This is a genomic window from Phormidesmis priestleyi ULC007 (assembly GCF_001895925.1).
Taxonomy (GTDB): Bacteria; Cyanobacteriota; Cyanobacteriia; order Leptolyngbyales; family Leptolyngbyaceae; genus Phormidesmis_A; species Phormidesmis_A priestleyi_A.
In genome coordinates, this window is record NZ_MPPI01000007.1 from 183,819 (window position 1) to 206,791 (window position 22,973).

At 48.8% G+C, this 22,973-nt stretch carries 17 protein-coding genes, 1 other RNA gene and 1 pseudogene; 9 read left to right on the forward strand and 10 right to left on the reverse strand.

Annotated features, from left to right (window positions below; translation table 11 throughout):
* Nucleotides 1–32 precede the first annotated feature (32 nt).
* A complete protein-coding gene (locus BRW63_RS08705) occupies nucleotides 33–2,744 on the forward strand; it encodes an adenylate/guanylate cyclase domain-containing protein (protein WP_073070496.1) in 2,712 nt (903 codons plus the stop codon).
* A gap of 763 nt (nucleotides 2,745–3,507) precedes the next feature.
* Complete coding sequence (locus BRW63_RS08710) at nucleotides 3,508–4,197, forward strand: pentapeptide repeat-containing protein (RefSeq protein WP_073070497.1); 690 nt, start codon at nucleotides 3,508–3,510, stop codon at nucleotides 4,195–4,197.
* A gap of 128 nt (nucleotides 4,198–4,325) precedes the next feature.
* On the opposite strand, the gene BRW63_RS08715 is transcribed toward BRW63_RS08710, so the two are convergent.
* From BRW63_RS08715 to BRW63_RS08745, 7 genes are all read right to left on the reverse strand, one after another.
* Nucleotides 4,326–5,624 carry a M16 family metallopeptidase gene (locus tag BRW63_RS08715; RefSeq protein ID WP_073070498.1) on the reverse strand — a complete coding sequence of 433 codons (1,299 nt, stop codon included), beginning with the start codon at nucleotides 5,622–5,624 and terminating at the stop codon, nucleotides 4,326–4,328.
* Between the two features lie 33 nt (nucleotides 5,625–5,657).
* Complete coding sequence (locus BRW63_RS08720; protein ID WP_073070499.1) at nucleotides 5,658–6,941, reverse strand: M16 family metallopeptidase; 1,284 nt, start codon at nucleotides 6,939–6,941, stop codon at nucleotides 5,658–5,660.
* 288 nt (nucleotides 6,942–7,229) lie between these two features.
* Nucleotides 7,230–7,413, reverse strand: a non-coding RNA gene (gene ssrS / locus BRW63_RS08725) — 6S RNA.
* 48 nt (nucleotides 7,414–7,461) lie between these two features.
* Nucleotides 7,462–8,592, reverse strand: a complete 1,131-nt coding sequence (locus BRW63_RS08730; protein ID WP_073070500.1) for a 5-(carboxyamino)imidazole ribonucleotide synthase — start codon at nucleotides 8,590–8,592, stop codon at nucleotides 7,462–7,464.
* Nucleotides 8,589–9,161: a pentapeptide repeat-containing protein gene (locus BRW63_RS08735; protein ID WP_073070501.1), complete on the reverse strand. Its 573-nt coding sequence runs from the start codon at nucleotides 9,159–9,161 to the stop codon at nucleotides 8,589–8,591. Before BRW63_RS08735 ends, BRW63_RS08730 begins: the two co-directional genes overlap by 4 nt.
* 65 nt (nucleotides 9,162–9,226) lie before the next feature.
* Nucleotides 9,227–9,766 carry a pentapeptide repeat-containing protein gene (locus BRW63_RS08740; RefSeq protein ID WP_073070502.1) on the reverse strand — a complete coding sequence of 180 codons (540 nt, stop codon included), beginning with the start codon at nucleotides 9,764–9,766 and terminating at the stop codon, nucleotides 9,227–9,229.
* Entirely contained in the window at nucleotides 9,756–10,529 is a 774-nt protein-coding gene (locus tag BRW63_RS08745; protein WP_073070503.1) for a cobalamin biosynthesis protein, read from the reverse strand. Before BRW63_RS08745 ends, BRW63_RS08740 begins: the two co-directional genes overlap by 11 nt.
* A 319-nt stretch (nucleotides 10,530–10,848) precedes the next feature.
* On the opposite strand from BRW63_RS08745, the gene BRW63_RS08750 reads away from it, so the two are divergent.
* The gene (locus BRW63_RS08750) at nucleotides 10,849–11,868 is read left to right on the forward strand and encodes a tetratricopeptide repeat protein (protein WP_181314386.1); all 1,020 of its coding nucleotides are present in this window, start codon (nucleotides 10,849–10,851) and stop codon (nucleotides 11,866–11,868) included.
* A gap of 135 nt (nucleotides 11,869–12,003) precedes the next feature.
* Here the strand turns inward: BRW63_RS08750 and BRW63_RS08755 are convergent, their stop codons facing one another.
* On the reverse strand, nucleotides 12,004–13,572 hold the full coding sequence (locus tag BRW63_RS08755; protein ID WP_073070505.1) for an NAD(P)H-quinone oxidoreductase subunit N: 1,569 nt from the start codon (nucleotides 13,570–13,572) through the stop codon (nucleotides 12,004–12,006).
* 553 nt (nucleotides 13,573–14,125) lie between these two features.
* Here BRW63_RS08755 and topA point away from each other — a divergent pair.
* From topA to BRW63_RS08770, 4 genes are all read left to right on the forward strand, one after another.
* Nucleotides 14,126–16,903 carry a type I DNA topoisomerase gene (gene topA, locus BRW63_RS08760; RefSeq protein WP_073070506.1) on the forward strand — a complete coding sequence of 926 codons (2,778 nt, stop codon included), beginning with the start codon at nucleotides 14,126–14,128 and terminating at the stop codon, nucleotides 16,901–16,903.
* A gap of 451 nt (nucleotides 16,904–17,354) precedes the next feature.
* Nucleotides 17,355–19,337, forward strand: coding sequence for a nuclease-related domain-containing protein (locus BRW63_RS28225; RefSeq protein WP_146135827.1), 1,983 nt, complete (start codon nucleotides 17,355–17,357; stop codon nucleotides 19,335–19,337).
* Between the two features lie 15 nt (nucleotides 19,338–19,352).
* A complete protein-coding gene (locus BRW63_RS27205; RefSeq protein WP_083582779.1) occupies nucleotides 19,353–19,559 on the forward strand; it encodes a DUF559 domain-containing protein in 207 nt (68 codons plus the stop codon).
* Between the two features lie 169 nt (nucleotides 19,560–19,728).
* Nucleotides 19,729–19,944, forward strand: coding sequence for a hypothetical protein (locus BRW63_RS08770; protein ID WP_073070508.1), 216 nt, complete (start codon nucleotides 19,729–19,731; stop codon nucleotides 19,942–19,944).
* Between the two features lie 286 nt (nucleotides 19,945–20,230).
* On the opposite strand, the gene ald is transcribed toward BRW63_RS08770, so the two are convergent.
* Nucleotides 20,231–21,319, reverse strand: a complete 1,089-nt coding sequence (gene ald / locus BRW63_RS08775) for an alanine dehydrogenase (RefSeq protein ID WP_073070509.1) — start codon at nucleotides 21,317–21,319, stop codon at nucleotides 20,231–20,233.
* Between the two features lie 217 nt (nucleotides 21,320–21,536).
* On the opposite strand from ald, the gene BRW63_RS08780 reads away from it, so the two are divergent.
* Nucleotides 21,537–21,707 carry a chlorophyll a/b-binding protein gene (locus BRW63_RS08780; protein WP_073070510.1) on the forward strand — a complete coding sequence of 57 codons (171 nt, stop codon included), beginning with the start codon at nucleotides 21,537–21,539 and terminating at the stop codon, nucleotides 21,705–21,707.
* A 235-nt stretch (nucleotides 21,708–21,942) separates the two neighbouring features.
* Entirely contained in the window at nucleotides 21,943–22,239 is a 297-nt protein-coding gene (locus tag BRW63_RS08785) for a hypothetical protein (RefSeq protein ID WP_073070511.1), read from the forward strand.
* Nucleotides 22,240–22,485: 246 nt separating this feature from the next.
* Here BRW63_RS08785 and BRW63_RS08790 read toward each other — a convergent pair.
* Nucleotides 22,486–22,973: pseudogene (locus BRW63_RS08790) on the reverse strand (transposase); the annotation flags it as partial.

The following is a 22,973-nucleotide window of genomic DNA, read 5'->3' on the forward strand; positions in this document are numbered from 1 at the left end:
AGCATTCCTCTAGCTTTTCACTGAAAATCGTTATGACTTCTGCATCTCCTCACCTACCTAATCGCAATTCTCGTGATGTCTCTAAAGACGCTGCAATTACAAATAATCACCCGCCCCTGATTGACGATCGTACGCCTATCAAATCTACTGCGGTGGAGGTCAGTCGATATGGCAATCGAGATGCGCTCTGGAGTCATGAGATCATCGAGCCATCCTCGTTTGGCATTGCCCCTCACCTGCCTGCTGACTCTAGCCTTGTCACTAAAAGTTCGCTTTCGCCTCCCAAAGGCAAGTTTGCTTCCTTCCTGGCGCCACTGACGCAGGACAGATTTAAAGAAGTCGTCCACGAGGTCGAGCAAAAACTGAGAATCGTCAATCAAACCCTCTCAATGCTAGATGCACAAGGGTTTGACACCATCTTAGAAGAGATGCTCAACTCGATCACGACCAAAACTGGGGAGTTGCTCAACGCCGATCGCGCCACTATCTATCTGCTCGACGAAGAGAAAAACGAACTCTACACCACAGTCGCTGAGGGCAATCAGGGACGCAGCCTCGAAATTCGGTTTCCGGTCGATCAAGGCATTGCCGGAGAAGCCGCCACCTCTAAACGTGGGATCAACATTCACTACGACTTTTTTGATGACGATCGATCGGGGCAAGCAAAGATTCAGTATCAAAAGACAGGCTATCGAGCCTACACGATGCTGACATTGCCACTGCTCAACGACGAGGGCGATCTTGTAGCCGTCATTCAACTGATCAATAAGATTAAGCCAGGGTGCGATCGTTCAACGCCTCTCGATGAACGAATTGACTTGCAGGGCTTCACTCACGGCGATGAGCAGCTTTTTGTCGAATTTGCGCCCTCAATTCGGCTGATTTTAGAGTCGTCTCGATCGTTCTACATCGCGACCCAAAAACAACGGGCAGCCAATGCGCTGATTAAAGCCACTCAATCACTGAGTCAGAGCAGTTTGGACTTAGATGACACCCTAATGCGAGTCATGGATGAAGCCAAAAAGCTGATGAATGCTGATCGCAGCACCCTTTGGCTGATTGACCGAGAGCGAAACGAAATCTGGACTCGGGTGGTGATGGCAGACGGCAACTTAAAAGAGCTGCGATTTCCGATCGGGGTTGGCTTCGCGGGTCAAGTCGCTGCCTCTGGTGAAGTGATCAATATTCCCTTTGATCTTTATGAACACGAGGGAGCCGAAACTGCCAAAAAGACCGATCAAGCCACTGGTTATCGAACTTGTAGCCTTTTGTGCATGCCCATTCGCAACGCAGATGGCGATCTGATTGGGGTGACTCAACTCGTCAATAAAAACAAACAGGGATACTCTATCAATTACAATCCCCAAAATTGGCCCGCAGCACCCGAATTCTGGAAAGCCAGCTTTAATCGCAGCGATCAGGAGTTTATGGCGACCTTCAACATTCAGGCGGGGGTCGCGCTGCAAAACGCCAAACTGTTTGAGACGGTCAAACAGCAAGAGCAGATGCAGCGAGACATTCTACGATCGCTCTCCAATGGCGTAATCTCGACGGACAAAGAAGGTCATATCATTGCTGCCAACGAAAGCGCCAAGAAGCTATTGGGTTTAGACAGCAATGAGTCGTTAGAGGGAAAATCGATCGCAAATCTTGTTCAAATTGAGAAAGCAGATTTCTCGAAGTGGTTTGGCATGGCGCTAGCCGACAAAAACCGCCAGCAATATTATCCTGACCAAACCTTGCAGCCCGCTCAAGGAGCAGAACAGCATAGCATTAACCTGTCGATTAATACGATCGCCGATGCCAACGACAGCAAAAAAATCTCTGGTGCGCTGGTTGTCATGGATGACATCAGCGATGAAAAGCGCCTCAAGAGCACGATGTATCGCTACATGACTCAAGAACTGGCAGAGCAGTTGTTAGAAAATCCTGATGCTGCCAAGATGGGGGGCGATCGCAAAGAAGTCTCCGTTTTGTTCTCCGACATTCGCAGCTACACCTCGCTGACTGAGACGTTAGGGGCCGAAGAAGTCGTCGAACTGCTCAACCAATATTTTGAGTCGATGGTCGATGCCGTGTTTGCTCACAAAGGCATTCTCGACAAATATATCGGTGACGCAATTATGGCGGTTTTTGGCTCTCCGTTGCCGTTAGACGATCACGAGTGGATGTCGGTGCAAACAGCAGTTGAGATGCGTCATCGGCTCATCGACTTTAATGCAAAACGTCAATCAGAAAATAAAAAAACGATCAAAATTGGCATCGGTATCAACTCCGATACCGTGATTAGTGGCAACATTGGCTGTAGCAAACGCATGGAATTCACTGCGATCGGAGATGGGGTTAACCTCGGTTCTCGATTAGAAGGAGCCACCAAAATCTATGGCACCGATATTGTGATTAGCGAGAGCACCTATCGCCCCTGCGCCGATCGCATTTGGACGCGGGAACTCGACTTCATTAAAGTCAAAGGCAAAAGTAACCCAGTTGCCATTTATGAACTAGTAGGGCTGCGATCGGAAACGGTCTCTGAGCAAAAGCAGCAGGTGATTGAGCACTATGAAAAAGCACGACGGCACTACTTAAATCGCAAATTTGCTCACGCAGTTGCCGGATTTGCGACGGTCTTGGAAATTGACAGCCACGACAAAGCAGCGGCTCTACATATGGAGCGCTGTCAACACTGGCTCAAAAATCCGCCAACTGATGAATGGGACGGCGCTTGGGCGTTGACCGAAAAATAGGGTTTGGGGAACTAAGGAACGTGGATTTATTAAGGTGTAACTTCTCGCCCTCTCCCTCAGGAGCTACGGTGTACAGCACTCTTTGTCGCTGCGTTTGGGTCGGCTTCAGCCCCCTAAATCCCGCATTCTGGGGGACTTTGAGCTAAGACTCTGGTTTCAAAGTCCCTCACTCGTGGGGGATTTAGGGGGCAAAAGTCTCGGCGATGACAAATCAGAGGACTTTTACAGGTTATTTAATCCACGATCCTAAGTAAAGGTTTGATGTATTGGTCAGTATCCTAAAATGGGAGTGTTATCTTTGACGAAAGGCAGTCGCCCGATCGGGTCATGTGTCGGTTCTAATAATCGACTAGACTACATTCGAGAGGCTCCTAGATATGGGTAGCGATCGCGGATTCCAACGTGCAGTTCGCCCAGCTAAATTGAAACGATTCATCATTCGTTATAGTTATGCCTAACTCAGATCAACTAATCAACAATGGGCAAGCCTCCCCGGAAGACAACTTCCTCTCTAACCCGCCTGAACACAGTTTGAATAACGCTCCTAATTTGGAGAGACTGATTCCTAAAAATCTTAGTCATAACAAAAGAGCAGTCATCGAAAGACTGATTGTGCTGCATCTCTCACAGACAACCTGAGAGTTAACCCGTTTTGAGTCATTAATCTTTTGAGCGCATTGCGAAATTCATCCGCAGTGCTCTGTAGTCCTACCTAACTGAGTGCAGTCCCTCGTTCCCACATTGTCTCAGTTAGGGGAAAAAGATGATGACCAAAGATCAATCCCTCCAGCTTATTCGAGAACTGATCGAGCGCGTTGAGACAGCCGACACAGACGACTTTTTTGATCTAGCGCTGATCGCAGGGCTAAATCCGCTTCAAGATTTTTCAGAGGCAAATTTAAGCGCGATCGATTTGCGTTCTAAAAATATGTCGGGTGCTGATTTGGTGAGCGCTCACTTGGTCGGTGCTCATTTGATTAATACTAATTTCACCCAGGCAAACTTGATTAGTGCCAACCTCGCCAACACAAATTTGATCAATGCCATTCTCACCGAAGCATCGTTGATTGGTGCAGATTTAGCCTCCGCAAACTTGATGAAAGCGACGATCGTCAGTGCAAACCTGACAGGCGCAAACCTGACTAATGCAAATCTCAGCTATGCCGATGTCCGTCGCAGCACCTTAACCGGAGCCAAACTCGTCGGCGCAAACTTGAGCGAGGCAAACTTTGGTCACGCTGATCTGCGCCGTAGCAATCTGGTCAATACAGATTTAAGTGGAGCTAGTCTCTATGGGGTAGACCTCAGCAGCGCTGATTTGCGAGGAGCCATTCTGATCGACACCGACCTGATTGGGGCAAAAGTTGAGAGAACTTGCTTTGGACAAAACCCAGAGCTTTCTAGAGATCTTCGGCGCGATCTGAGACAGCGAGGCGCACTTCTAGACGATTAAGCGCTGATGTACGACTAAGAAGAACCCTCACCCCCAACCCCTCTCCCGCAGGAGAGGGGCTTTCAAGCAATTTCTGGTTCCCTCTTCTAGGGTGAGGGCTGCTTCAGGAAAGTTGCAGATCGGAGCAACTACTCTTGCTTACCCAGTAGATCAATGGCGGCAGCCGGCCCCAAGACAGAAATATAAGGCTCAACAAAGCAGCGATTTGCTGCTTCTTGAGCCGCTTCTGAGGTTACAGCAGCAACTTCTTGCTGAAAGCGCGTATCAAACTCAACTCCTAGCCCGATCGTTTCATACCAGCCAAAGATTTGGGCAAGCTGAGAGTTTGTTTGCTTCCCTAGCGCATATTGCCCTAGCATTTTGTTTTGAGACGATTGCAACTCTTCGGGTGTAAGACGGGTAGACCGGAGGCGATCGACTTCAGTTTGCAAACCGTCTAAGGCGATCGCGGTATTTTCTGGAGCTGTGCCCATATAAACCACAAACTGCGAAGCATCTAATCGAGTCGGATAAAAGGCAGACACTTCATAAGCGAGTCCTCGTTTTTCTCGCAATTCGACGAAGAGGCGACTAGAGAGTCCGTTGCCTAAATAGGTATTGAGCAGCTTAAGCGCCGTGTAGTCGGATAGATCAAGCGCGTTGGCGTTTACGGATGGAGCCAGATAGCCCAACATCACGATCGACTGCTGCGTGTCCTGCGTTTTGATCACCGTGTGCGGGTCTGACTGAATCGGGGACAAATCTAAAATCGGCAGAGGATCTGACGGCACTTGCCAATCACCTAAGACTGCTTCAATCTGAGCCACCGCTTCCTCTGGAGCAACTCGACCTGCCACGCTAATCACCAGATTATCTGGACGGAAGTAGGTCTGATGATAATGCTGTAAATCTTGCCGCGACAGTTGGGCGACGGTTTCGGCCGTGCCTAGCCCCGAAAAAGCGTAAGGATGCTGCCCATACATGGCAGAGCGAAGCTGATCGAGCGCGATCGTAAACGGCTGTTCTTGCTGAGAACGAATTGCTTGCAACGTCAAACGACGCTCTAACTCAACTTCTTCTTCGGGAAATGTGGGCGATCGCAGCACTTCGACCGCCAGCGCCAAAATTTCTGGGAAGTCAGCCGAAACGGTTTTTAAACTCAACAAGAAGTAGTCAGAAGCCGAATCTGTACCGAGACTTGCGCCGACTGACTCAACCCGTTCAGCAATGTCTAAAGATGAGAGGCGTTCAGTTCCTTTGGGCATGACGGCAGAAACTAGATGGGATAAACCCGCTTGATGAGAGAGTTCCCATCGACTTCCTGCCCGAATGAAGAGACGCGCCGCAATGATATCAGCCGAGGGATTTTCGACGACCAGAACCACGATGCCATTCTTTAAAACGGTGCGGTGGGTCTGGCGACTTTGAGGAATTACGCTAGAGGTCACGAGACGGTTTCCTTGGTGAGTAAAAATTGGCGTTCAGAGAGGCTTGATCACGATCGCCGCGTAGTGATAGGGCGAAAGATATTGACTCGCTAAGTTTTGCAGGTCTTCAGGGCTAAAGGCTTGAATGCGCTGGGGATAGGTGACAGATAGTTCTGCCCCGGCGACTGTGTGATAGTAGCCATAAAGCCCTGCCAGTTGACCCGGCGTTTCGGTCGAGAAGGCATAATCGTTTCTCAAAAGGCGTTTGCTGCGCGCCAGTTCGATTGCACTCACGGGAGTCGTCATCAAAGCTGAGAGGCGATCGCAGATCAGTGCTTCTACTCGCTCTAGATTTTCTGGCTCTAGCCATGCGGTGATCGTAAACAGACTCGATTCTCGCTGCATTGAAAAGCTGCTGCCGACTGCTTGCACGAGTTGCCGATCTTCTCGCAGTTCTTGCACAAGTCGAGCCGATTGACTTTCTGCCAGTAGCACCGAGATCAGGTCTAGCCCATAAGCATTTTGAAGCGGATCGTCATCCACACCCGGAGCCATCCACGCCATCATTAATCGCGCCTGTTCGAGGCGAGGCAACCGCAACTCTTGCCGACGAATGCCCACGATCGGAGGTTCGGCTTCTGGCTCTGAATGCGGACAGGTGAGCGGAGACGGGAACGCGGGGAACGATCGCTCTACCCACTTAATGGCATCATCTTGAGCGACATCTCCAACAATCACCACTGCCATATTGTGGGGCTGATAGTGAGCGCGGTGGAAGCGCCGCATCTCGTCGGGCGATCGCTGCATCAAAATCTCTTCGGTGCCTAAAATCGGCCGCCCGTAAGGGTGACGTTGATAAACGCTCTCAGCCAGCGCCTCAAATGCGATGCAATCTGGACTGTCATAGGTTTGCCGAATCTCTTCGAGGACGACATCGCGCTCTCGATCGAACTCATCATCGGGAATCGCTGCATTTAAGAGCAATTCGCCCAAATAGGGTAGGGTGTCGCCGAGATATTGAGAGGCTGTCGTCATAAAAAAGTGGGCATAGTCATGACTCGTTGCAGCATTGGTCATGCCACCCCGGTTTTCGATCACTTCGTCAAAACTGCCAGGAGGAAGTCGATCGGTGCCCTTAAAAATCATGTGTTCTAAGAAGTGCGCCATACCTGACCACTGATCAGGCTCGACGATCGCGCCTGCTTTGACCCACACATCGACTGCTGCGACTCCGGTTGCGGGAACCTGTTGATGAATCAACGTCAGCCCACTCTCTAGCTTGAGGATCTTGGCTGGAAATGGAACAACGGTAGACCGTGATAACTGATTTAAATTCAAAATTCAGTTTCGACCCGATTAATTGTTTGAGTAAACAAAATTAAAGAAGTGTTGACTTTATTGTGCTAATTCTTAGTAGAAAAAAGGACACAAAATATCGATTCGCTAACCCTTCAATCCTCTGTATTCTAGACTACTTTGCTCAAGAGATAGACGACTAAAGTCTCAAGCTAAATGAAGATAAATTACCAAATGTCATAAAATTCTCACATTAATATTTTTATGACTTTGCTTAAAGTTTCTAATAAAAATTCCCCCACTAGTCTAGTAAGGGAAGCCATTCGATAGAAGTTCACCGCAACGCCGTTTTACCTCAGTTTTTGACCTGGTGCGAAACCAGGTGGGAGTCGATCGTCAGACTTAAAGTTTCCGGGTACAAGCCCGGTCTACTGCTGCCAGACGTAATTAGATTCCCTTATTGAAAAGCAAGATCATAAAACATTATTGGCAGTCACCAACGCCGCAGTGAACTTCTCTCATTCTAATGGTTGAGGGAATGAATGGGTATCAAACAGCCACTTTAAGTTCTGTACCAAATGGACTCGATCGTGTGACCAATCTCGATCGCTCGTTGACGTAAATCAGAGGCGCTTTCTAGCAAAACCGTGACGTGCCCCAGCTTACGCCCCAGACGCGATTCGGTCTTGCCATACCAATGCACCACCGCTCCTGGAATCTCGGCGAGTTGTTGCCGCTTGTCTAAATAATCGCTCTCAGATTGTTCGTATCCAAGCAGATTGATCATCACTGCCCCCTCACAGGTCAGAGCCGGACTGCCCAGAGATAGACCACACACTGCCCGAAGTTGCTGCTCGAATTGGGAAGTCACGCAGGCATCGATCGTATAGTGTCCTGAGTTGTGAGTTCGAGGCGCAATCTCATTTACCAAAATCTTTCCTTCAGGGGTGAGAAATAGCTCAATGCCAAAAATGCCGACGAATTGCAGATTATCTAAAAGGGTATGCGCGATCGTCTCCACTTCCCTCACGATGGAGAGCGGCAGATCGGCAGGGGCAACGACGCGACGACACACCTGATCTTCTTGCTGGGTTTCGACGACGGGATAGACGACGATTTCGCCCGTGAGCGATCGGGCTGCCATCACCGCGAGTTCTCGGTCAAACGGAACGAATTCTTCAACCAACAAAGGCTGATCGTTGAGAGTTTTGAGAATGGCTTCAAGTTCTTCAGCCGTTTTGAGAATAAAGGTTCCTTGTCCGTCATAGCCGTGACGACGGGTTTTAAGCACGATCGGAAATTCAGTCGTTTGCAGCAAAGAACCTGTTTCTAAAGCAAAAAAGTTTGGGGTAGGAAGCTGACGATCGCGCAAATAGCAACGCTGGTCATATTTATCCAACAATGGTTTAAGCGCATCTAAACTGGGACGAAAGCAAACGCCTTGCTTTTCTAGTTTGAAGAGGGCATCTAAATCGACAAACTCGTTTTCAAAGGTAATGACATCACAACGCGCCGCGAGGTGAGCTGTCGAGTCAGCATCGTCGATCGCTGCAAAAATGGTTTGAGTGGCGATCGAGACCGCTGGATCGGTTGGAGACGGCGTTTGAATAATTAGTTCAACATCCAACTTTTTAACCGCGTCTGCCATCATCCAAGCAAGTTGCCCGCCGCCGATTACACCAACTCGCTTCATTGCAACGCCTCGCGTGAGGCAAACGGAGCAAATAGTCTTGGAATCATTGAGAAAATATTATCCGCAGATTGGGATTGTTGATCACAGCCTAAAGACTCTTTAGTATCAACACCCGTTTTAGAGTTCACGCCTTGGGCGGTTTGACAAAGTTCCTTAACTTGGGCACCGTCTAGAATCGCATCACTAAAATCTGCGCCCGTGATGTTTACCCGATCGAAGGTCGATCGCAACAAAATCACTTCTGTCAAAATCGCATCGCTCAAATTTGCCTCAGTGAATTTAATCTGATCCATCAACGCATTCGTCAGGTTTGCCCCGTGCAGGTTTGTCTTAGTCAGCACCGAAGCGCTCAAAACAATGCCCTGCATTTCGGCATTAGCAAAATTTGTGCTTTCGAGATTGGTGTTTGAGAATTCTGCCGATCGTAAGTTTTGCCCCGAAAAATCTTTTCGAGACAACTCAGCGTTGCTAAACGAAAGCGGGGGCGGATAGTCTAACGCCTGAGCGGGTAGGGGATGACTGCACAGAATTAAAGCCAGTAAAAATGCAGCCAATCGCCAAAAAAACATAAGACAGAATTCTCCCAGTGATCAGTCGTTGTCAGCTTATCGCATTTAGAGATGAGGCTTTTAAGCTATGATTTGCATCCCAACGATTCTCGCGTATCTGCACCCGTTTTTGGGTTGACACCGCTTGCCGCTTTGCAGAGTTCTTTCACCTGAAGACCGCTCAAAATTGCACCACTAAAATCGGCACCTGTGACGGTCACATCCTTAAATATAGTTCTCAGCAACATAGCATCGGTGAGCACTGCATCATTTAAGTTCACCTTAGACAACCGGACTTGATCCATCATCACCTGGTTCATGTTTGCGCCCTGAAAATTGGTTTCTTTTAGGGTAGAAGTGCTAAAAACTGCTCCTTCTAAATTGGCGTTGATGAAATTGGCTTGATCGAGATCAGCACCCGGAAATTCTTCTGAGCGTAGGTCTGCACCCGAAAAGTCTTTGTTTGCTAATCCTTCATTTGAGTAGTCGAGCGATTTGCCACTGGCTGCCGCAGATGCCGCTGCCTGTGCAGGAAGGGCACTAACACACCAGACCAAAACCACTAGCAGCAGAGAGATGACTCTGGAGAGCAACGTTTTAGAAAATACCAAAGGTTTATGGGTCATGGTTGAGGATTGAGAGAACGTCCTCTATTAGTGTAGGGTCGTCGGTATATTCTCGATCAGCTTGCGCGATCGCCACCGTCACAGATCCAGGCTGTTCTTCGACTCGGATGATTTTTTTTTCAACCCGCAGAGAACTTTGAATTGCAGAATCAGCCGTCTTATAAGGCAGAGTCGCCAAAATCGCGGCAGCTTCGGCAACGCTAAACGTCCCAATCTCAAAGGCATCTGACGGATTTGGGACGGTGACAGCGCTCAAGGCTTCAGCAGAAAAGAGTCGTAAAGGAAAATTACGATCGCTACAAAATTTCACGAGTCCCGCTTCGTTGGCTTTGCGGTCGATCGTGGCAATTCCGGCGATCGCGGCTTCTGCGAGGTGATGCGATCGCAAAGTTTTCTGAATGGCGTATTCGATTAGTGGCTCTGGCGTTCCGCGTTGACAACCGATTCCCACCCAAAGCACTCTAGGATGCCACTGCACTTTTGGCAAAACCGATTCGGGCGCAAACCGTCTTTGGAGAGGGCTAATCCAAATCCGCGCCTTGGGTTCGGGAGGCTTTTCTCGCGTGGTTGCCGTGTAGTCAGGAAAGCCAAAATAGAAGCAATGATCAGGCGGCAGAAGAAACTGCCATCTCGTTGATCCAGCTTCCTGAATGATTTGTATGGGATCTTGACGAGCGATCGCCGCCCGCACTCCTGCCCAATCTCCCGTTCCACGCTGCCACCCATATAAAGTATCCAGGGCATCGACTTCAAGTAATTCCATTTGCCTGATCCTACTTTCACAGTGCAAAATAGTTTTGACGGTGGGTGATTCTGATAAAGTCTACGATCTAGTCCAAAAGTGTGAGAATGCAGACTTCTTTAAAGCGGTTTAATAACCGTAACCTGGGTAATTATTGCAACCACCTACCGAAGTTCCTGAAACAATTAAGAATCCTGGAATAAAGGGTTAGCGTGTCTTCAAGTGCCGAGCGATTCTTCAATTTAGGTATCATCAGATCATTACTCCCTATAGCTAAAAGACGATGGTTCGAGCTTTTTCACGACTCACAATCCCAGTTGCACTCGCTTTAGCTAGCACAGTGCTGATAACTGGCTGCGATGATGCCTCCGAAATTGTTGCTTCGTCGTCTACAAAAAGCCTTGATTTAGAACTCAATGACCCCACTTACTATGTTAATTTAGGCACCGAACTGAGAGCCAGCCAGAAACTAGAAGCCGCGATCGCCGCCTACCGAAAAGCCATTCAAATCGATTTCAGAAATGTCCAAGCTTATCAGGGGCTAGGTAGCACGCTTTATGACCAAGGAAGACTCGAAGAAGCGATCGCCACTTATGGAAGAGCCGTTCAAATCAGTGTAGATAACGCTGAAGCCTATTGTGGTTTAGGCAACGCCCTGCTTGAGCAAAAACGCCCCGAAGAAGCGATCGCGGCTTATCACAGAGCAATTCAGATTAACCCAACCCTGACCCATGCTTATAGTGGGCTAGGGAATGCGTTGCGTGAACTCAAGAAATTTTCGGCGGCAATTAACGCTTATCAGAAGGCTCTCTCGCTGCCAGAAGTCAAAGGAACGACGGCTAGCGCCCATACGATCGCCTATGTAGGATTGGGTCGATCGCTACACAAGCAAGGAAAATCTGAGGAGGCGATCGCGCTCTACCGCAAAGCAATCAGCCTCGACTCGCGCTATGCCGTGACCTATCTCTATCTGGGCGACACGCTCTTCAATCAGAAGCGTTTAGAAGAAGCGTCACGCACTTACCGAAAAGCATTAAATTTACCCAACCTCAAAAAACCGAAGCTGATCAGCAGTCATGCTTTAGCACACAATGGTTTAGGGTTAGTGCTTCAGCGTCAAGGCAAAACCCACCTCGCGATCGGCGAATATCAGCAAGCGCTGAAATTAGACCTTAGCTGTGAAGTGGCAGGCGAAAACCTCAGACGGGCGAAACGATTGTTGGCGAAACAGCCTCCAAAACTCAAGCCTCAACCGAAGCAAAAATCGAAACAAACGTTAGAGGATGTTAGCAATGTCTCGTGGGTGTTGTTGCTACGATCGCTCAAAACGGTCGGCACCGCCAGAACTACCGTGGATTAGAACGAAATCTGCGTCAGGGCAGGGCACAACCGTGCCCATTATCTTTGCAAGTAACCAATATTATTTAATCCACTCTTCTAAATAAAGAATCGCCCCCAGTCATCTGAGAGCGATTTGAGTTTCTGAAACCAGCGATTACAGATTCACAGGAGTCCGATCGACCTTGTGACTCACCTGAATCGCAGGCTTCTGCATGGCTTGTTGCAGCATCGGCGTTTGGGTTACCGAGTCATTTGCCAGCGTAAACAGAGGATTAGAAAGAATACCCGCGATCGTGGTTGCGACCAATGTCAGCACCAAACCCACCTGCAACGGGCGCATTCCCGGTAGATTCCAGCTAATTTCAGGATAGTTTTTCACCGCCTCAGACATTTCTTGCGGCTCTTTGACCACCATCATCTTCACCACACGAATGTAGTAATAGATGGAAATTACGCTCGTCAACAGACCCAACAGCACAAGCGGATAAGCTCCCGCCTGCCAACCTGCCCAAAAGATATATAGTTTGCCAAAGAAGCCAGCGAGTGGAGGAATTCCGCCTAGTGACAAGAGGCAGATACTCAACGCCAGGGTCAAAAGCGGGTCTTTTTGATACAAGCCACCATATTCGCTAATCTGGTCGGTGCCCGTTCTCAGCGTGAAAAGAATCACACAGGTAAACGCGCCCAGGTTCATGAATAGATAGATCATCAGGTAAAACACCATGCTGGCGTAACCCGCGTCACTGCCGATGACTAACCCAATCATCACGAAGCCTGCTTGCCCGATCGACGAATACGCCAACAGCCGCTTCATACTCGTCTGTGCCAGCGCCACCACGTTTCCCAGCACCATACTGAGAATTGCTAGTGTAGTCATGACAAAGTGCCACTGTTCGGTGACGAGTGGGAATGCCGTCACCAAAAGCCGAATTGCCAGCGCAAATCCCGCCGCTTTAGAGCCAACCGACAGAAAAGCCACTACCGGAGTGGGAGAGCCTTCATAAACATCGGGTGTCCATTGGTGGAATGGAACCGCCGCAATCTTAAAGGCGATCCCCGCAATCACAAAGACGAGGGCGATGACCAGACCGATCGAGTCCGCCAATCCCGCTGCCCCAATCTGAGTGGAAATTTTGCTCAAATTCGTCTCGCCGCCTGATAACCCATAGAGCAGCGAAGTTCCATACAAGAAAATGGCAGAACTCGAAGCCCCAATCAGCAGATATTTCAATGCCGCTTCGTTAGAGCGGGGATCACGCTTGGTATAGCCCGTCAGCAAATATGAAGAGATACTCAGCGTTTCTAGCGCGACATAGACGGTGACTAGCTCATCTGCACCAGAGAGGAACATGCCTCCTACCGTTGCGGTGAGTAGAATAATCAAAAACTCTGCCAGAGCCGTGCCTGACTGCTCGACATAGCGGATCGACATCAAAATCGTCACGGCGGCTGAGAGCGCGACGATTCCCCGAAACACAATGCTGAGATTATCACTGTTATATTCACCCAGAAACGCGATCGGAGCCGTCGTATTCCACAAAAAGTAGAGGGCACCGAACGCTGTGAGCAAACCGCCGATCGCAAAATAAGGAGTCCACTTTGACGAAGCAGCACGTCCAACAATGAGATCACCGATCATCACAATCAAGAGCGTTGTGATCACAATGATTTCTGGCAAGATTGCTCCAGTGTTTAACTGGGCTACAAGCGTAGCAAAATCCATAGAGATTAGTCCGATTGAGCAGGGTTAACAAAAAATTTAAACTGGGCAACCCGATCGACCGGGTGAAGTTAGAAAGTGTGATTCTTTTAGGGATTCTATCGCGCTAGACTGTCACCTTCCCGTTAAATTCTACCGATTCAGGCTGGAATTGGATTGTTTCACCCCTTCATAGCCATTGAGTTGAGTCTATGTTAATTTGCCTGAACCGATGATTTTCTGAAGACGAAAGTTGAAAAATGGGTGGTTTGTAATTTTGCTGCGGTAGAGATATCCGACCGGAATTAGTCAGGAAATCTTCCCAAAACTTTGTGTTAAATCGATCTTGCCCATGAGTATGGTTATAAGTTATGGGGAACGCCCTTGACTGAAAACAATTTGAAATTGTCACTATATATTGAAGGTGACTTTAGAAAACTGCTCGTTGGCACATCAGGATTTGAAAAGTTACTTTATTGAAATCAGGCGATCGTTCAGATTTGGTGTTATTGATTAAATACACACGCTGCCTCACTCATCCGCTCCCCCTGCTCTCTTCTAAAAGTTAACGAGACTCATGTCAACTCTTGTCATCGTTGAATCCCCTACTAAAGCCCGCACCATTCGCAACTATCTGCCCTCGACTTATCGGGTAGAGGCATCGATGGGGCACGTGCGCGATTTGCCTCAATCTGCCGCTGACATCCCGGCATCCGTCAAGGGTGAAAAGTGGGCACAGTTAGGAGTCAACGTCGATTCTAATTTTGAACCTCTATACATTGTTCCGCAAGACAAAAAGAAGATTGTCAAGGAACTTAAAGAAGCCCTTAAAGGTGTCGATGAACTGCTGTTAGCAACTGACGAAGACCGCGAGGGGGAAAGCATTAGCTGGCACTTATTGCAACTGCTGCAACCCAAAGTGCCGATCAAACGCATGGTGTTCCATGAGATCACCGAAGAGGCGATTCAAGACGCGATTCGCAACTGCCGAGATGTAGACGAAAAGCTAGTTCGTGCCCAAGAGACGCGACGCATTCTTGATCGCTTAGTCGGCTACACGCTTTCCCCACTGCTTTGGAAAAAGATCGCAATGGGTCTTTCAGCAGGGCGCGTTCAATCGGTCGCGGTTCGAGTGCTAGTCAAGCGAGAACGAGAGCGCCGAGCTTTTCGTAAAGGATCTTACTGGGATCTGAAAGCGCTACTGGCAGTTGGCGAAAATAGTAAGAAAACAAACGAGTTTGAAGCCCGACTCATGACCCTGGGGGGTCGCAAACTAGCGACAGGTGCCGACTTCGACGAATCGACGGGTCAAATTGTGGCAGGTCGCAACGTTCTCTTGCTCAACGAAGCAGAAACTAGAGTTTTGCAAGAGCGCCTCGCTGACAAAACTTGGACAGTTTCGGATCAAGAAGAGCGCCCGGTGACGCGGAAGCCATCGCCTCCTTTCACCACATCTACCCTGCAACAAGAATCGAATCGTAAATTAGGACTATCTGCCCGTGACACAATGCGGACGGCTCAGAGCCTTTATGAGCAAGGCTACATCACCTACATGAGAACAGATTCTGTGCATCTGTCTGGGCAAGCGATCGCCGCTTCTCGCGAATGCGTCCAGCAAATGTATGGAACCGAGTATCTCAGCCCTCAGCCTCGCCAATACACCACCAAAAGCAAAGGTGCTCAAGAAGCCCACGAAGCGATTCGCCCTGCGGGAAGCAGTTTTCGCACGCCGCAGCAAACCAATCTGAGCGGACGTGATTTGAAGCTCTACGATTTGATCTGGAAGCGCACCGTTGCCACTCAGATGGCAGATGCCCGGCAAACTCAAATCACCGTCCAAATTCAAGTTGAAGACGCGGGGTTTCGGGCTAGTGGCAAACGGATTGACTTTGCAGGTTTCTTCCGCGCTTATGTCGAGGGTTCTGATGATCCTAGTGCAGCGATCGAGAGCCAAGAAGTCATTCTTCCTACCATGCGCGTCGGCGATCACCCCAACTGCCGGAATTTGGAAGCGATCGGGCATGAAACCCAACCGCCTGCCCGTTACACCGAAGCCTCTCTGGTCAAAACCCTAGAGAGTGAAGGCATTGGTCGCCCCAGCACCTACGCCAGCATCATCAGCACCATCCTTGCGAAGGGCTACGCTCAGTTAGTCGGCAATGCACTGATCCCAACCTTCACTGCATTTGCGGTCACCGATCTTTTAGAGAAGCATTTCCCTGAGATTGTTGACCCTAGCTTCACCTCAAAAATGGAGCAAACTCTGGATGACATCGCTACGGGCGAAGTGCAGTGGCTTCCTTATCTTCGTGAGTTCTACTCTGGTGAAGAAGGCTTAGAAAAACAGGTCAAAGATCGCGAGAGCCAAATTGATCCCAAAGAAGCCCGGACAATTCACTTTGGCGATTTGGATGCAAAAATTCGCATTAGCAAGACTGGGGCTTATATTGAGTCAGAAAGCGGCAATATCAACCTACCCAAAGATATGCCGCCTGCTGATCTGAATGCAGAACAAGTCGAAATTCTGCTTCAAGGTCCTAAGAAATTGGGGGTTCATCCTGAGAATGGTGAGCCGATTTACGTCAAGCTGGGTCCCTATGGGCACTATGTGCAACTGGGCGATAAGTCTGATGCTAATCCGAAGCCCAAAAACGTGTCCCTTCCTAAAGGGGTGACTCCTGAAAGCGTGACGATCGAACAAGCCGTTGGCTTGCTGGCGCTCCCTCGGACTTTAGGAATGCACCCTGACACTGGCAGAAAAGTGCAGGCGAGTTTAGGTCCTTATGGTCCTTATATTGTCCACGATTTAGGGAAAGGCGAAGACGGCAAAGTTCACAAAGACTATCGATCGCTCAAAGCTGCTGACAACGTTCTCACCGTGGACTTCGATCGCGCCCTGCAACTGTTAGCAGAACCTAAAGCCGTAAGAGGCAAACGAGGCACTGCCAAGCCCTTGCGTGAATTAGGTGCCCACCCTGAAGAGGGAGATCCTGTCAACATCTACGATGGCCCTTATGGGGCATACATCAAGTATGGCAAGGTGAACGCTTCGCTGCCCGAAGGTGAGACGGTCGAATCTATCACGATGGAAACGGCGCTCGGCGCGATCGCTGCCAAAGCCGGAACCAAAGCCGGAACCAAAGGTCGTAAAACGACTGGCAAGACGACAGGACGATCGAAGAAGGCAGTAGCCGACAGCGAGACCGAAACCACCGCCCAGAAAACGACTCAGAAAGCCAGTACGACTAAAAAGGCGACAACTTCTAAATCGACGACCAAGAAAACGACAGCTAAAACAGCCGCCGCTAAGAAAACCACGAGTACCCGTAAGAAAGTGCAAACGGCTGAAGATTAGTAAGCTTTCAAAGCTAAATTGATGATCTGTAGGGTTAGGACAGCTTTGGCGATCGGGTTGGCTGGCGAGTGAATCAAGTTTGGTAGCCAAAGGGTGATCGTCTTCATGACTTACAGGCTCCTAAAGGGCATCTCCCTTCAGCCGCTATTCGTGCTGTTGGGAGTGGTCCGAAAGCACGGACACGAATTTTGAAGCGGTTGGAAGCCTGTAGACGATCTGGCTCCTGAAACATCCAGACTCTATTTTTATCAGTTGCCATCAGTCATCTATGCCAGTTACAAACGCCACAAGTTCAGAATTTGAATTCGACCCCGAAAACTTAGAGTAAGACGATGTAATCTTTAACCAGTCAGGGTTTTAGTCTTAAATTCACTTTCCGCTCTGCTATTCAGAATGGCTCGATCTCGATTGATTCGGTAGAGTTAGCTTAACTAGCTTATGCAGGTATATTTTGAAACAAGTTTTACCCCTACTAGGGCGTTTCTTGATCATCAGCCTCGCCAGCCTTGGAGCTGCAACATTTGCAAATCAGGCAAACCACAAAGAGTATTGGTATCGCACAATTACTAATGTTCAGACGGCAGACTTCAATATGCTGTCTCATACGTTGCCGACAAAGTTATCCTTGACTCTCATTAATCGTGACTTGGAGGAGCTACAACGCACCTTGGATAGTAACTATGGCTTATTTGGCATGGTGGTGACAGACTGTAAGACCCCGGAGCCAGATTGCCCCAATCAAAAAATCCTCTACTCCTCCGACTCTCAACGGGAGTGGAAGAAACAACTGAGCCTGGAAAAGTTAGCAGGTTCGCCGTACAGCATTTTAAGAAATCCACCTCCTATCGCTACAGAGTCAGAGTTTTCCGACGCTCGTGATCGGACTTGGGAGGCAACAGGTAAAACCAATTCAGGTCAAATCATCGGACGAGTTTATTACATGCGGGGCATTCCTCCATCGTTCTGGGCGGAATATCAACAATGGTTCTCAAAGCTTCCGAATAGCCTATTTTTAGGGAGTGGAGCGCAAAAGTACTACGCATTGACGGTATCGCTGTTTGGGGCTAGTGGACTGGCAGCGTTTGGCTTCATTGAGTGGCTGCTTTATCGAAAACGAACTGAGAAACGGCAGGCACAGAAAGAAAGGAAACAGCTTCTCAAACAGTTGGAACAGGTGCGCCAGCAATTACGGGAGCGGTTACGCCAAGTGTCAGCCCTGATCGCGCAGAGAGAAGAGTTTCTGAGTGAGTTGACAGCCTACCAACAACAGGAAAAGCAGACCACTCAACAACTGGGACAGATGACTACCCAACTTGAGGATCAGCTTGCTCAACAGAAACAGCTTGCTCAACAGCGGCAAAGTGAAATGTTAGAGAAAGCCTTCTCTACACTTCGAGAGGAGAACGAGCAAAATAAGGGAACGATCTCAAACCTCCAGGAACAGATTGCTCAGGCACGAACGCAGGTGCAAGACGGGAATACGAAAAACGTGGAAGCGCTGCAACAACAGTTAAAAGCCGTCCAGCAGCGAAACCAGGCAGTTCACGCTCAAGGTCGCGAATACAAAATTATGATTGGGAGGCTACACGGAGAAATCGCTGAAAGTGAACGCAAGCAGCGAGAAACAGAACAACTGGTAGGATTCCTACGCACTCAACTTGAGATAGTGGAACGACGAGAACAGGACGCTGATCGCAAACGGGAAGAGATGGAGAAGACTATTGACGTTTTAAACCAGGAAAAGGAAGGTGGCAAGCAAGATCTCCAAGTCTTGGAGAAGCGGATTGAAGAACTGCGTCAGAAAGACGAACTGCGTCAGAAAGACGAACTGCGTCAGAAAGAGGCATTAGATGGTTTGCTCAATGACTTCGAGCGTTCTGTTCTAAACTGCTTGCAGGGTAGCCTGAAGTTTCAAACGGAGCGTTGGCGAGTTCATACTCAATTCGATGTCAGTCAGCGTAGAGAAATCCGTCAAGTCACCGATTTCATCGTCGTTAGTCAATCCTGTGTTTTTATCATTGAAGCTAAATATTACGTGGGCGAAATCTGGGCTGAGGGAGATGTGAGGAATATGCCTTGGATTTGCCAGGAAACAAGCAGACGCAAGCCGATAAAAAGCTCAGGGGGTGAGAATCCCTATAAGCAGGTTCTTGGCTACACCGATAATATGAGAAGTCGAGTTGGATCAGATAGAGCAGGTGGCAGGATCGGGGTCTATGGAGTTGTTGTTTTCCCAGAGGATGCAGATGTTAGTCGCCTTCAATCCGAGATTGGTGGCTATTACAGAGTAACCACGTTAGACAGGCTGGTGCAGGTCATTCAAGATATTGAAATTAATTTGTTTAACCAGACGCAACACCAATTCAGTCTTTTATCTGTAGAGCAGCTTAACGATTTGGTCTGCAAAAAACCTGTCAAACCTATCAAGTCTTAAACGGAAGCCGACTTCATGATCTTCCATCAGGGGAAGTGCCTCATTCTCGAAGTGAATGGACAGCATCACCTTGAGGGAGGACAGGCGACGAGGGACTATGTGCGCGATCGGATGTTGCTACGGGCAGGGTTGCCAACGGTGAGGTTTACGGGGCGAGATTGCTTGGAGCGTCCTAGTGCAGTCGTGGCAGAGTGTTTGTCGATTTTGCAGGGGCGATCGTGAGTAGTGTCCTGCAACGCGGCGACCACCTCTTTAGCACAACAAAGTACATCATCAAGGACGTTAGAAGCGCGATCTCGATCTGTGAACTCAGGGCTATGATGGCAACCAATAACGCAACAACTCAGACAAGCTTAATCTCGACCGGAAGACCGGGTACAGGACAAGACGTATGACTGATTTTTTTCGACCCGTCTCTGACCTTGGCGATCGCTACCAAATCGATCTCTCTGATGTCCATGCCAGGATAAAATTTCTAGGCATGGTTCCTGAAGATCTGAACGGGAAAGCCTTCATTGACGCTAACGAACTTAAAGTGATGGATGCTCTAGATGCTCATATCAAAGCGGGGAGAGACATCGCCGATTTTGAACAGCGCCAGAGTTGAGCCGATATACGCCTAAATTTAGTGCAAGAAAGGGTTGAAAAGGGTGCGACCTCTACTTGATACAAAATGCCTATAATCTATATTTGAGAAGGTTTTTGAGTTTCTTCAAAGCAGATATTAAATTTACTCATTGACTTCCACAATAAATTATCAAAAACCTCATGGAACAAAGAACCGAGAGTTTCCTTGGGACATCAGATAGAGGTCGCACCCATCTGTAGGGACGTTACCTGTAACGTCCCTGACCAGTAGGCAGATCGAGAAGCTTCGATCGTCGCCATCTTTACTAACTAACGAGATCAGCAAACACCTCTTGTACGGCTGGGTGAACCAACTGATGATTCTGCACATTTAAGCCGTTTGCTAACGCAGCATCTTTATCCAACGCTTCTAAACCATGATTTGCTAATTTCAACACATAGGGAAGGGTGCTGTTGTTAAGTGCCTGAGTTGCCGTCCAAGGAACCGCTCCGGGCATATTGGGCACGCCGTAATGCACAACCCCCGCTTCAACGTAAGTCGGTTGAGTGTGAGAAGTCGGTCTAACCGTTTCGATGCAGCCGCCCTGATCGACTGCCACATCGACAATCACTGAGCCGGGTCGCATTTGACCGACTAGTTGACGAGAGACGATCGTAGGTGCTTTCCTTCCGGGCACTAGCACCGCTCCAATCAAAAGGTCAGCGTCAGGAACCGCTGCCTCGACTTGGCTAAAACTGCTGTAGAGCAGCTCAACTCTAGAGCCGAATAAGGTTTCTAGATAAGACAGACGATCGACGTTGACATCCAACATCGTCACTTGGGCACCCATGCCGATCGCCATTCGCGCCGCTTCAGTTCCGACCACACCGCCGCCGAGAATCACGACTTTCCCAGGTTTGACTCCGGGCACTCCGCCCAAAAGAACGCCACGTCCTCCCTGCGGCCGTTCTAGAAATCGTGACCCAAACTGCACCGATAACCGTCCGGCGATGATGCTCATCGGCGTAAGTAAAGGCAGGCGACGATCGAGAAGTTCTACGGTTTCGTAGGCGATCGCGCTCACACCAGAATCGATCAGATGCTCAGTCAGCAGACGATTTGCCGCCAAGTGAAAATAGGTGAAGAGAATCTGTCCCTTCTGTAAATATTGATATTCACTAACTAGCGGCTCTTTGACCTTAAGCACTAACTCCCGGTTCCAGACTTGTGAAGGACTACTGACAATATCAGCACCCGCTTGGATATAATCAGCATCCGTAAAGCCTGATCCCGCGCCAGCCTGGGTTTCTACAAATACCGCGTGACTGCTCTCTGACAAAACCCGTACACTGCTAGGACTTAACCCCACCCGAAATTCCTGATCTTTTGTTTCTTTGGGAACTCCGATTTCCATCTTCACCTCGTTATGCTCACCTCTGCTCTAGCTTAAACCTGCTGAGCGTTTGTAGTTGTTATCCGTGAGGCGGAATCTCTGTGCAAAATGTCTTAAATCTGTCTACAATAGGATGCGAAGGTAAAGAAATGTGAAGTAGCCGATCGGGGTTCTAGCGTTCTCTACTCTTCAAAAAGATTCAGTTGTTGATTTATTAAAGGCGCGAGGTTAACAAGCAATGACTTCTAGTCAACCGACAACGGCTCCTAAATTAAGCGAACCTAAGTTCGGCTTTAATGATTATGCAGAGCGCCTCAACGGTCGAGCAGCTATGATTGGCTTTGTCGCAGCGTTGATTGTTGAATATGTAACGGGTCAAGGCGTGCTGTCTTGGTTGGGTTTGATGTAGCTTCAGTTCTGAGTATAAGATTTAGTTAACAGGGCAGATGAAAGTCTGTCCTTTGTTATAGTTGAACGATCTGCCTGAGTCAGTGTACTGATGTCTGTAATTTTGCTTATAATCGTCGCAACTTAAGTTATTTAATCCACGCTCCTAAGTTAAAAAGCTACAGAAGTTGAGAAGCCATACCGTTGACAAGTAAGTAGCTTTAAAATAAAAAGTAACTGCAATAGAGCCAAATTTTATGAGTATTGTCTGGTCACGAATGTTCAGAACCGTCTATCGGAAGGAACCAATCACCGGATTTGTGCTGATTGCAGGTGCCGTAGATGTCGCGATCGGAGGCATCGATGGCAGCACCTCACTGGTGATTTTTGGTCTGAGCGCAGTCGGAGTGGCGATCGCGCTCAGACTATGGCAATCTCAAAAACGCTCACCCGACGTGCAAGAACGGAGGGCAATTTATGCGCTTCCGCCCTCGTCTTCTCGCCCTTCCCTGCCGATGCTCTCAATGGCCAAAAAAAATCCGCCTCAGAATTAGCCGCTTTAGTGTCTTGATGCTATGAACGTTTTGACTCTGACGGTCGCGGGTGGGCATCATTGTGCGGCAATCAACGGGTCTACACTATCTCACTTTCAGATTTGCGACCTAGCACATACAAAGTGGTAAGATCATCCCCGATTTCTTCTTGGGTTTGAAGTGCTTCCAGTTCTGCTTCAAAGTCTGCTTTGATTTCTGCTAGCTGCGCTGACGAAAATTCAGATAAATCAACGTGAGTTCGATGGCCTAAAAGATGGCAGGCGGCAGAGGAGGCAACCCTTTGGGTTTGAGATCTAAGGATGGCAACTTGGGCTGATAAGTGGAAGCGATCAGTCCTGCTGCTAAGTTGACTAGAAAATTTCAGCAACTGCGATGCCGGGAATGCTCGATCTGACCAACGTTCTTCAGTGGAGCGTTGACCGATTCCATCAGCGCCCGCTGGCGAAGCAAGATCTTATCCATCAATTTGACCAAGCGCTGCTTCATAGTCTTTTTGGATTGGGTGACTAGTTGGAAACCGCGAACCCTGCGGGTAGCGAAGCTTGCGTAGAGTTCTTCAAACAATTTTTGGCTAATGTAGCCGCGATCTCCCAAGAGTTGTGCAATTAAGTCTTGGGTCATCTCAGGCACAGGTTGGCGGTGTTCGGTATGGGCGTGAGTGAGTTTGAACGCCAAGCGTTCTCCTTGATCGTTGATGATCAGATGCAGTTTGAAGCCAAACTTCCACCCAGTTG

Bases quoted from the DNA above. Each gene is read 5' to 3' on its own strand.
- ald (WP_073070509.1), bottom strand. From the start codon at position 21,319: ATGGAAATCGGAGTTCCCAAAGAAACAAAAGATCAGGAATTTCGGGTG.
- BRW63_RS27205 (WP_083582779.1), top strand. From the start codon at position 19,353: ATGATCTTCCATCAGGGGAAGTGCCTCATTCTCGAAGTGAATGGACAG.
- BRW63_RS08745 (WP_073070503.1), bottom strand. From the start codon at position 10,529: ATGGAATTACTTGAAGTCGATGCCCTGGATACTTTATATGGGTGGCAG.
- BRW63_RS08705 (WP_073070496.1), top strand. From the start codon at position 33: ATGACTTCTGCATCTCCTCACCTACCTAATCGCAATTCTCGTGATGTC.
- BRW63_RS08710 (WP_073070497.1), top strand. From the start codon at position 3,508: ATGATGACCAAAGATCAATCCCTCCAGCTTATTCGAGAACTGATCGAG.
- BRW63_RS08740 (WP_073070502.1), bottom strand. From the start codon at position 9,766: ATGACCCATAAACCTTTGGTATTTTCTAAAACGTTGCTCTCCAGAGTC.
- BRW63_RS08785 (WP_073070511.1), top strand. From the start codon at position 21,943: ATGAGTATTGTCTGGTCACGAATGTTCAGAACCGTCTATCGGAAGGAA.
- topA (WP_073070506.1), top strand. From the start codon at position 14,126: ATGTCAACTCTTGTCATCGTTGAATCCCCTACTAAAGCCCGCACCATT.
- BRW63_RS08755 (WP_073070505.1), bottom strand. From the start codon at position 13,572: ATGGATTTTGCTACGCTTGTAGCCCAGTTAAACACTGGAGCAATCTTG.
- BRW63_RS08780 (WP_073070510.1), top strand. From the start codon at position 21,537: ATGACTTCTAGTCAACCGACAACGGCTCCTAAATTAAGCGAACCTAAG.
- BRW63_RS08730 (WP_073070500.1), bottom strand. From the start codon at position 8,592: ATGAAGCGAGTTGGTGTAATCGGCGGCGGGCAACTTGCTTGGATGATG.
- BRW63_RS08770 (WP_073070508.1), top strand. From the start codon at position 19,729: ATGACTGATTTTTTTCGACCCGTCTCTGACCTTGGCGATCGCTACCAA.
- BRW63_RS08735 (WP_073070501.1), bottom strand. From the start codon at position 9,161: ATGTTTTTTTGGCGATTGGCTGCATTTTTACTGGCTTTAATTCTGTGC.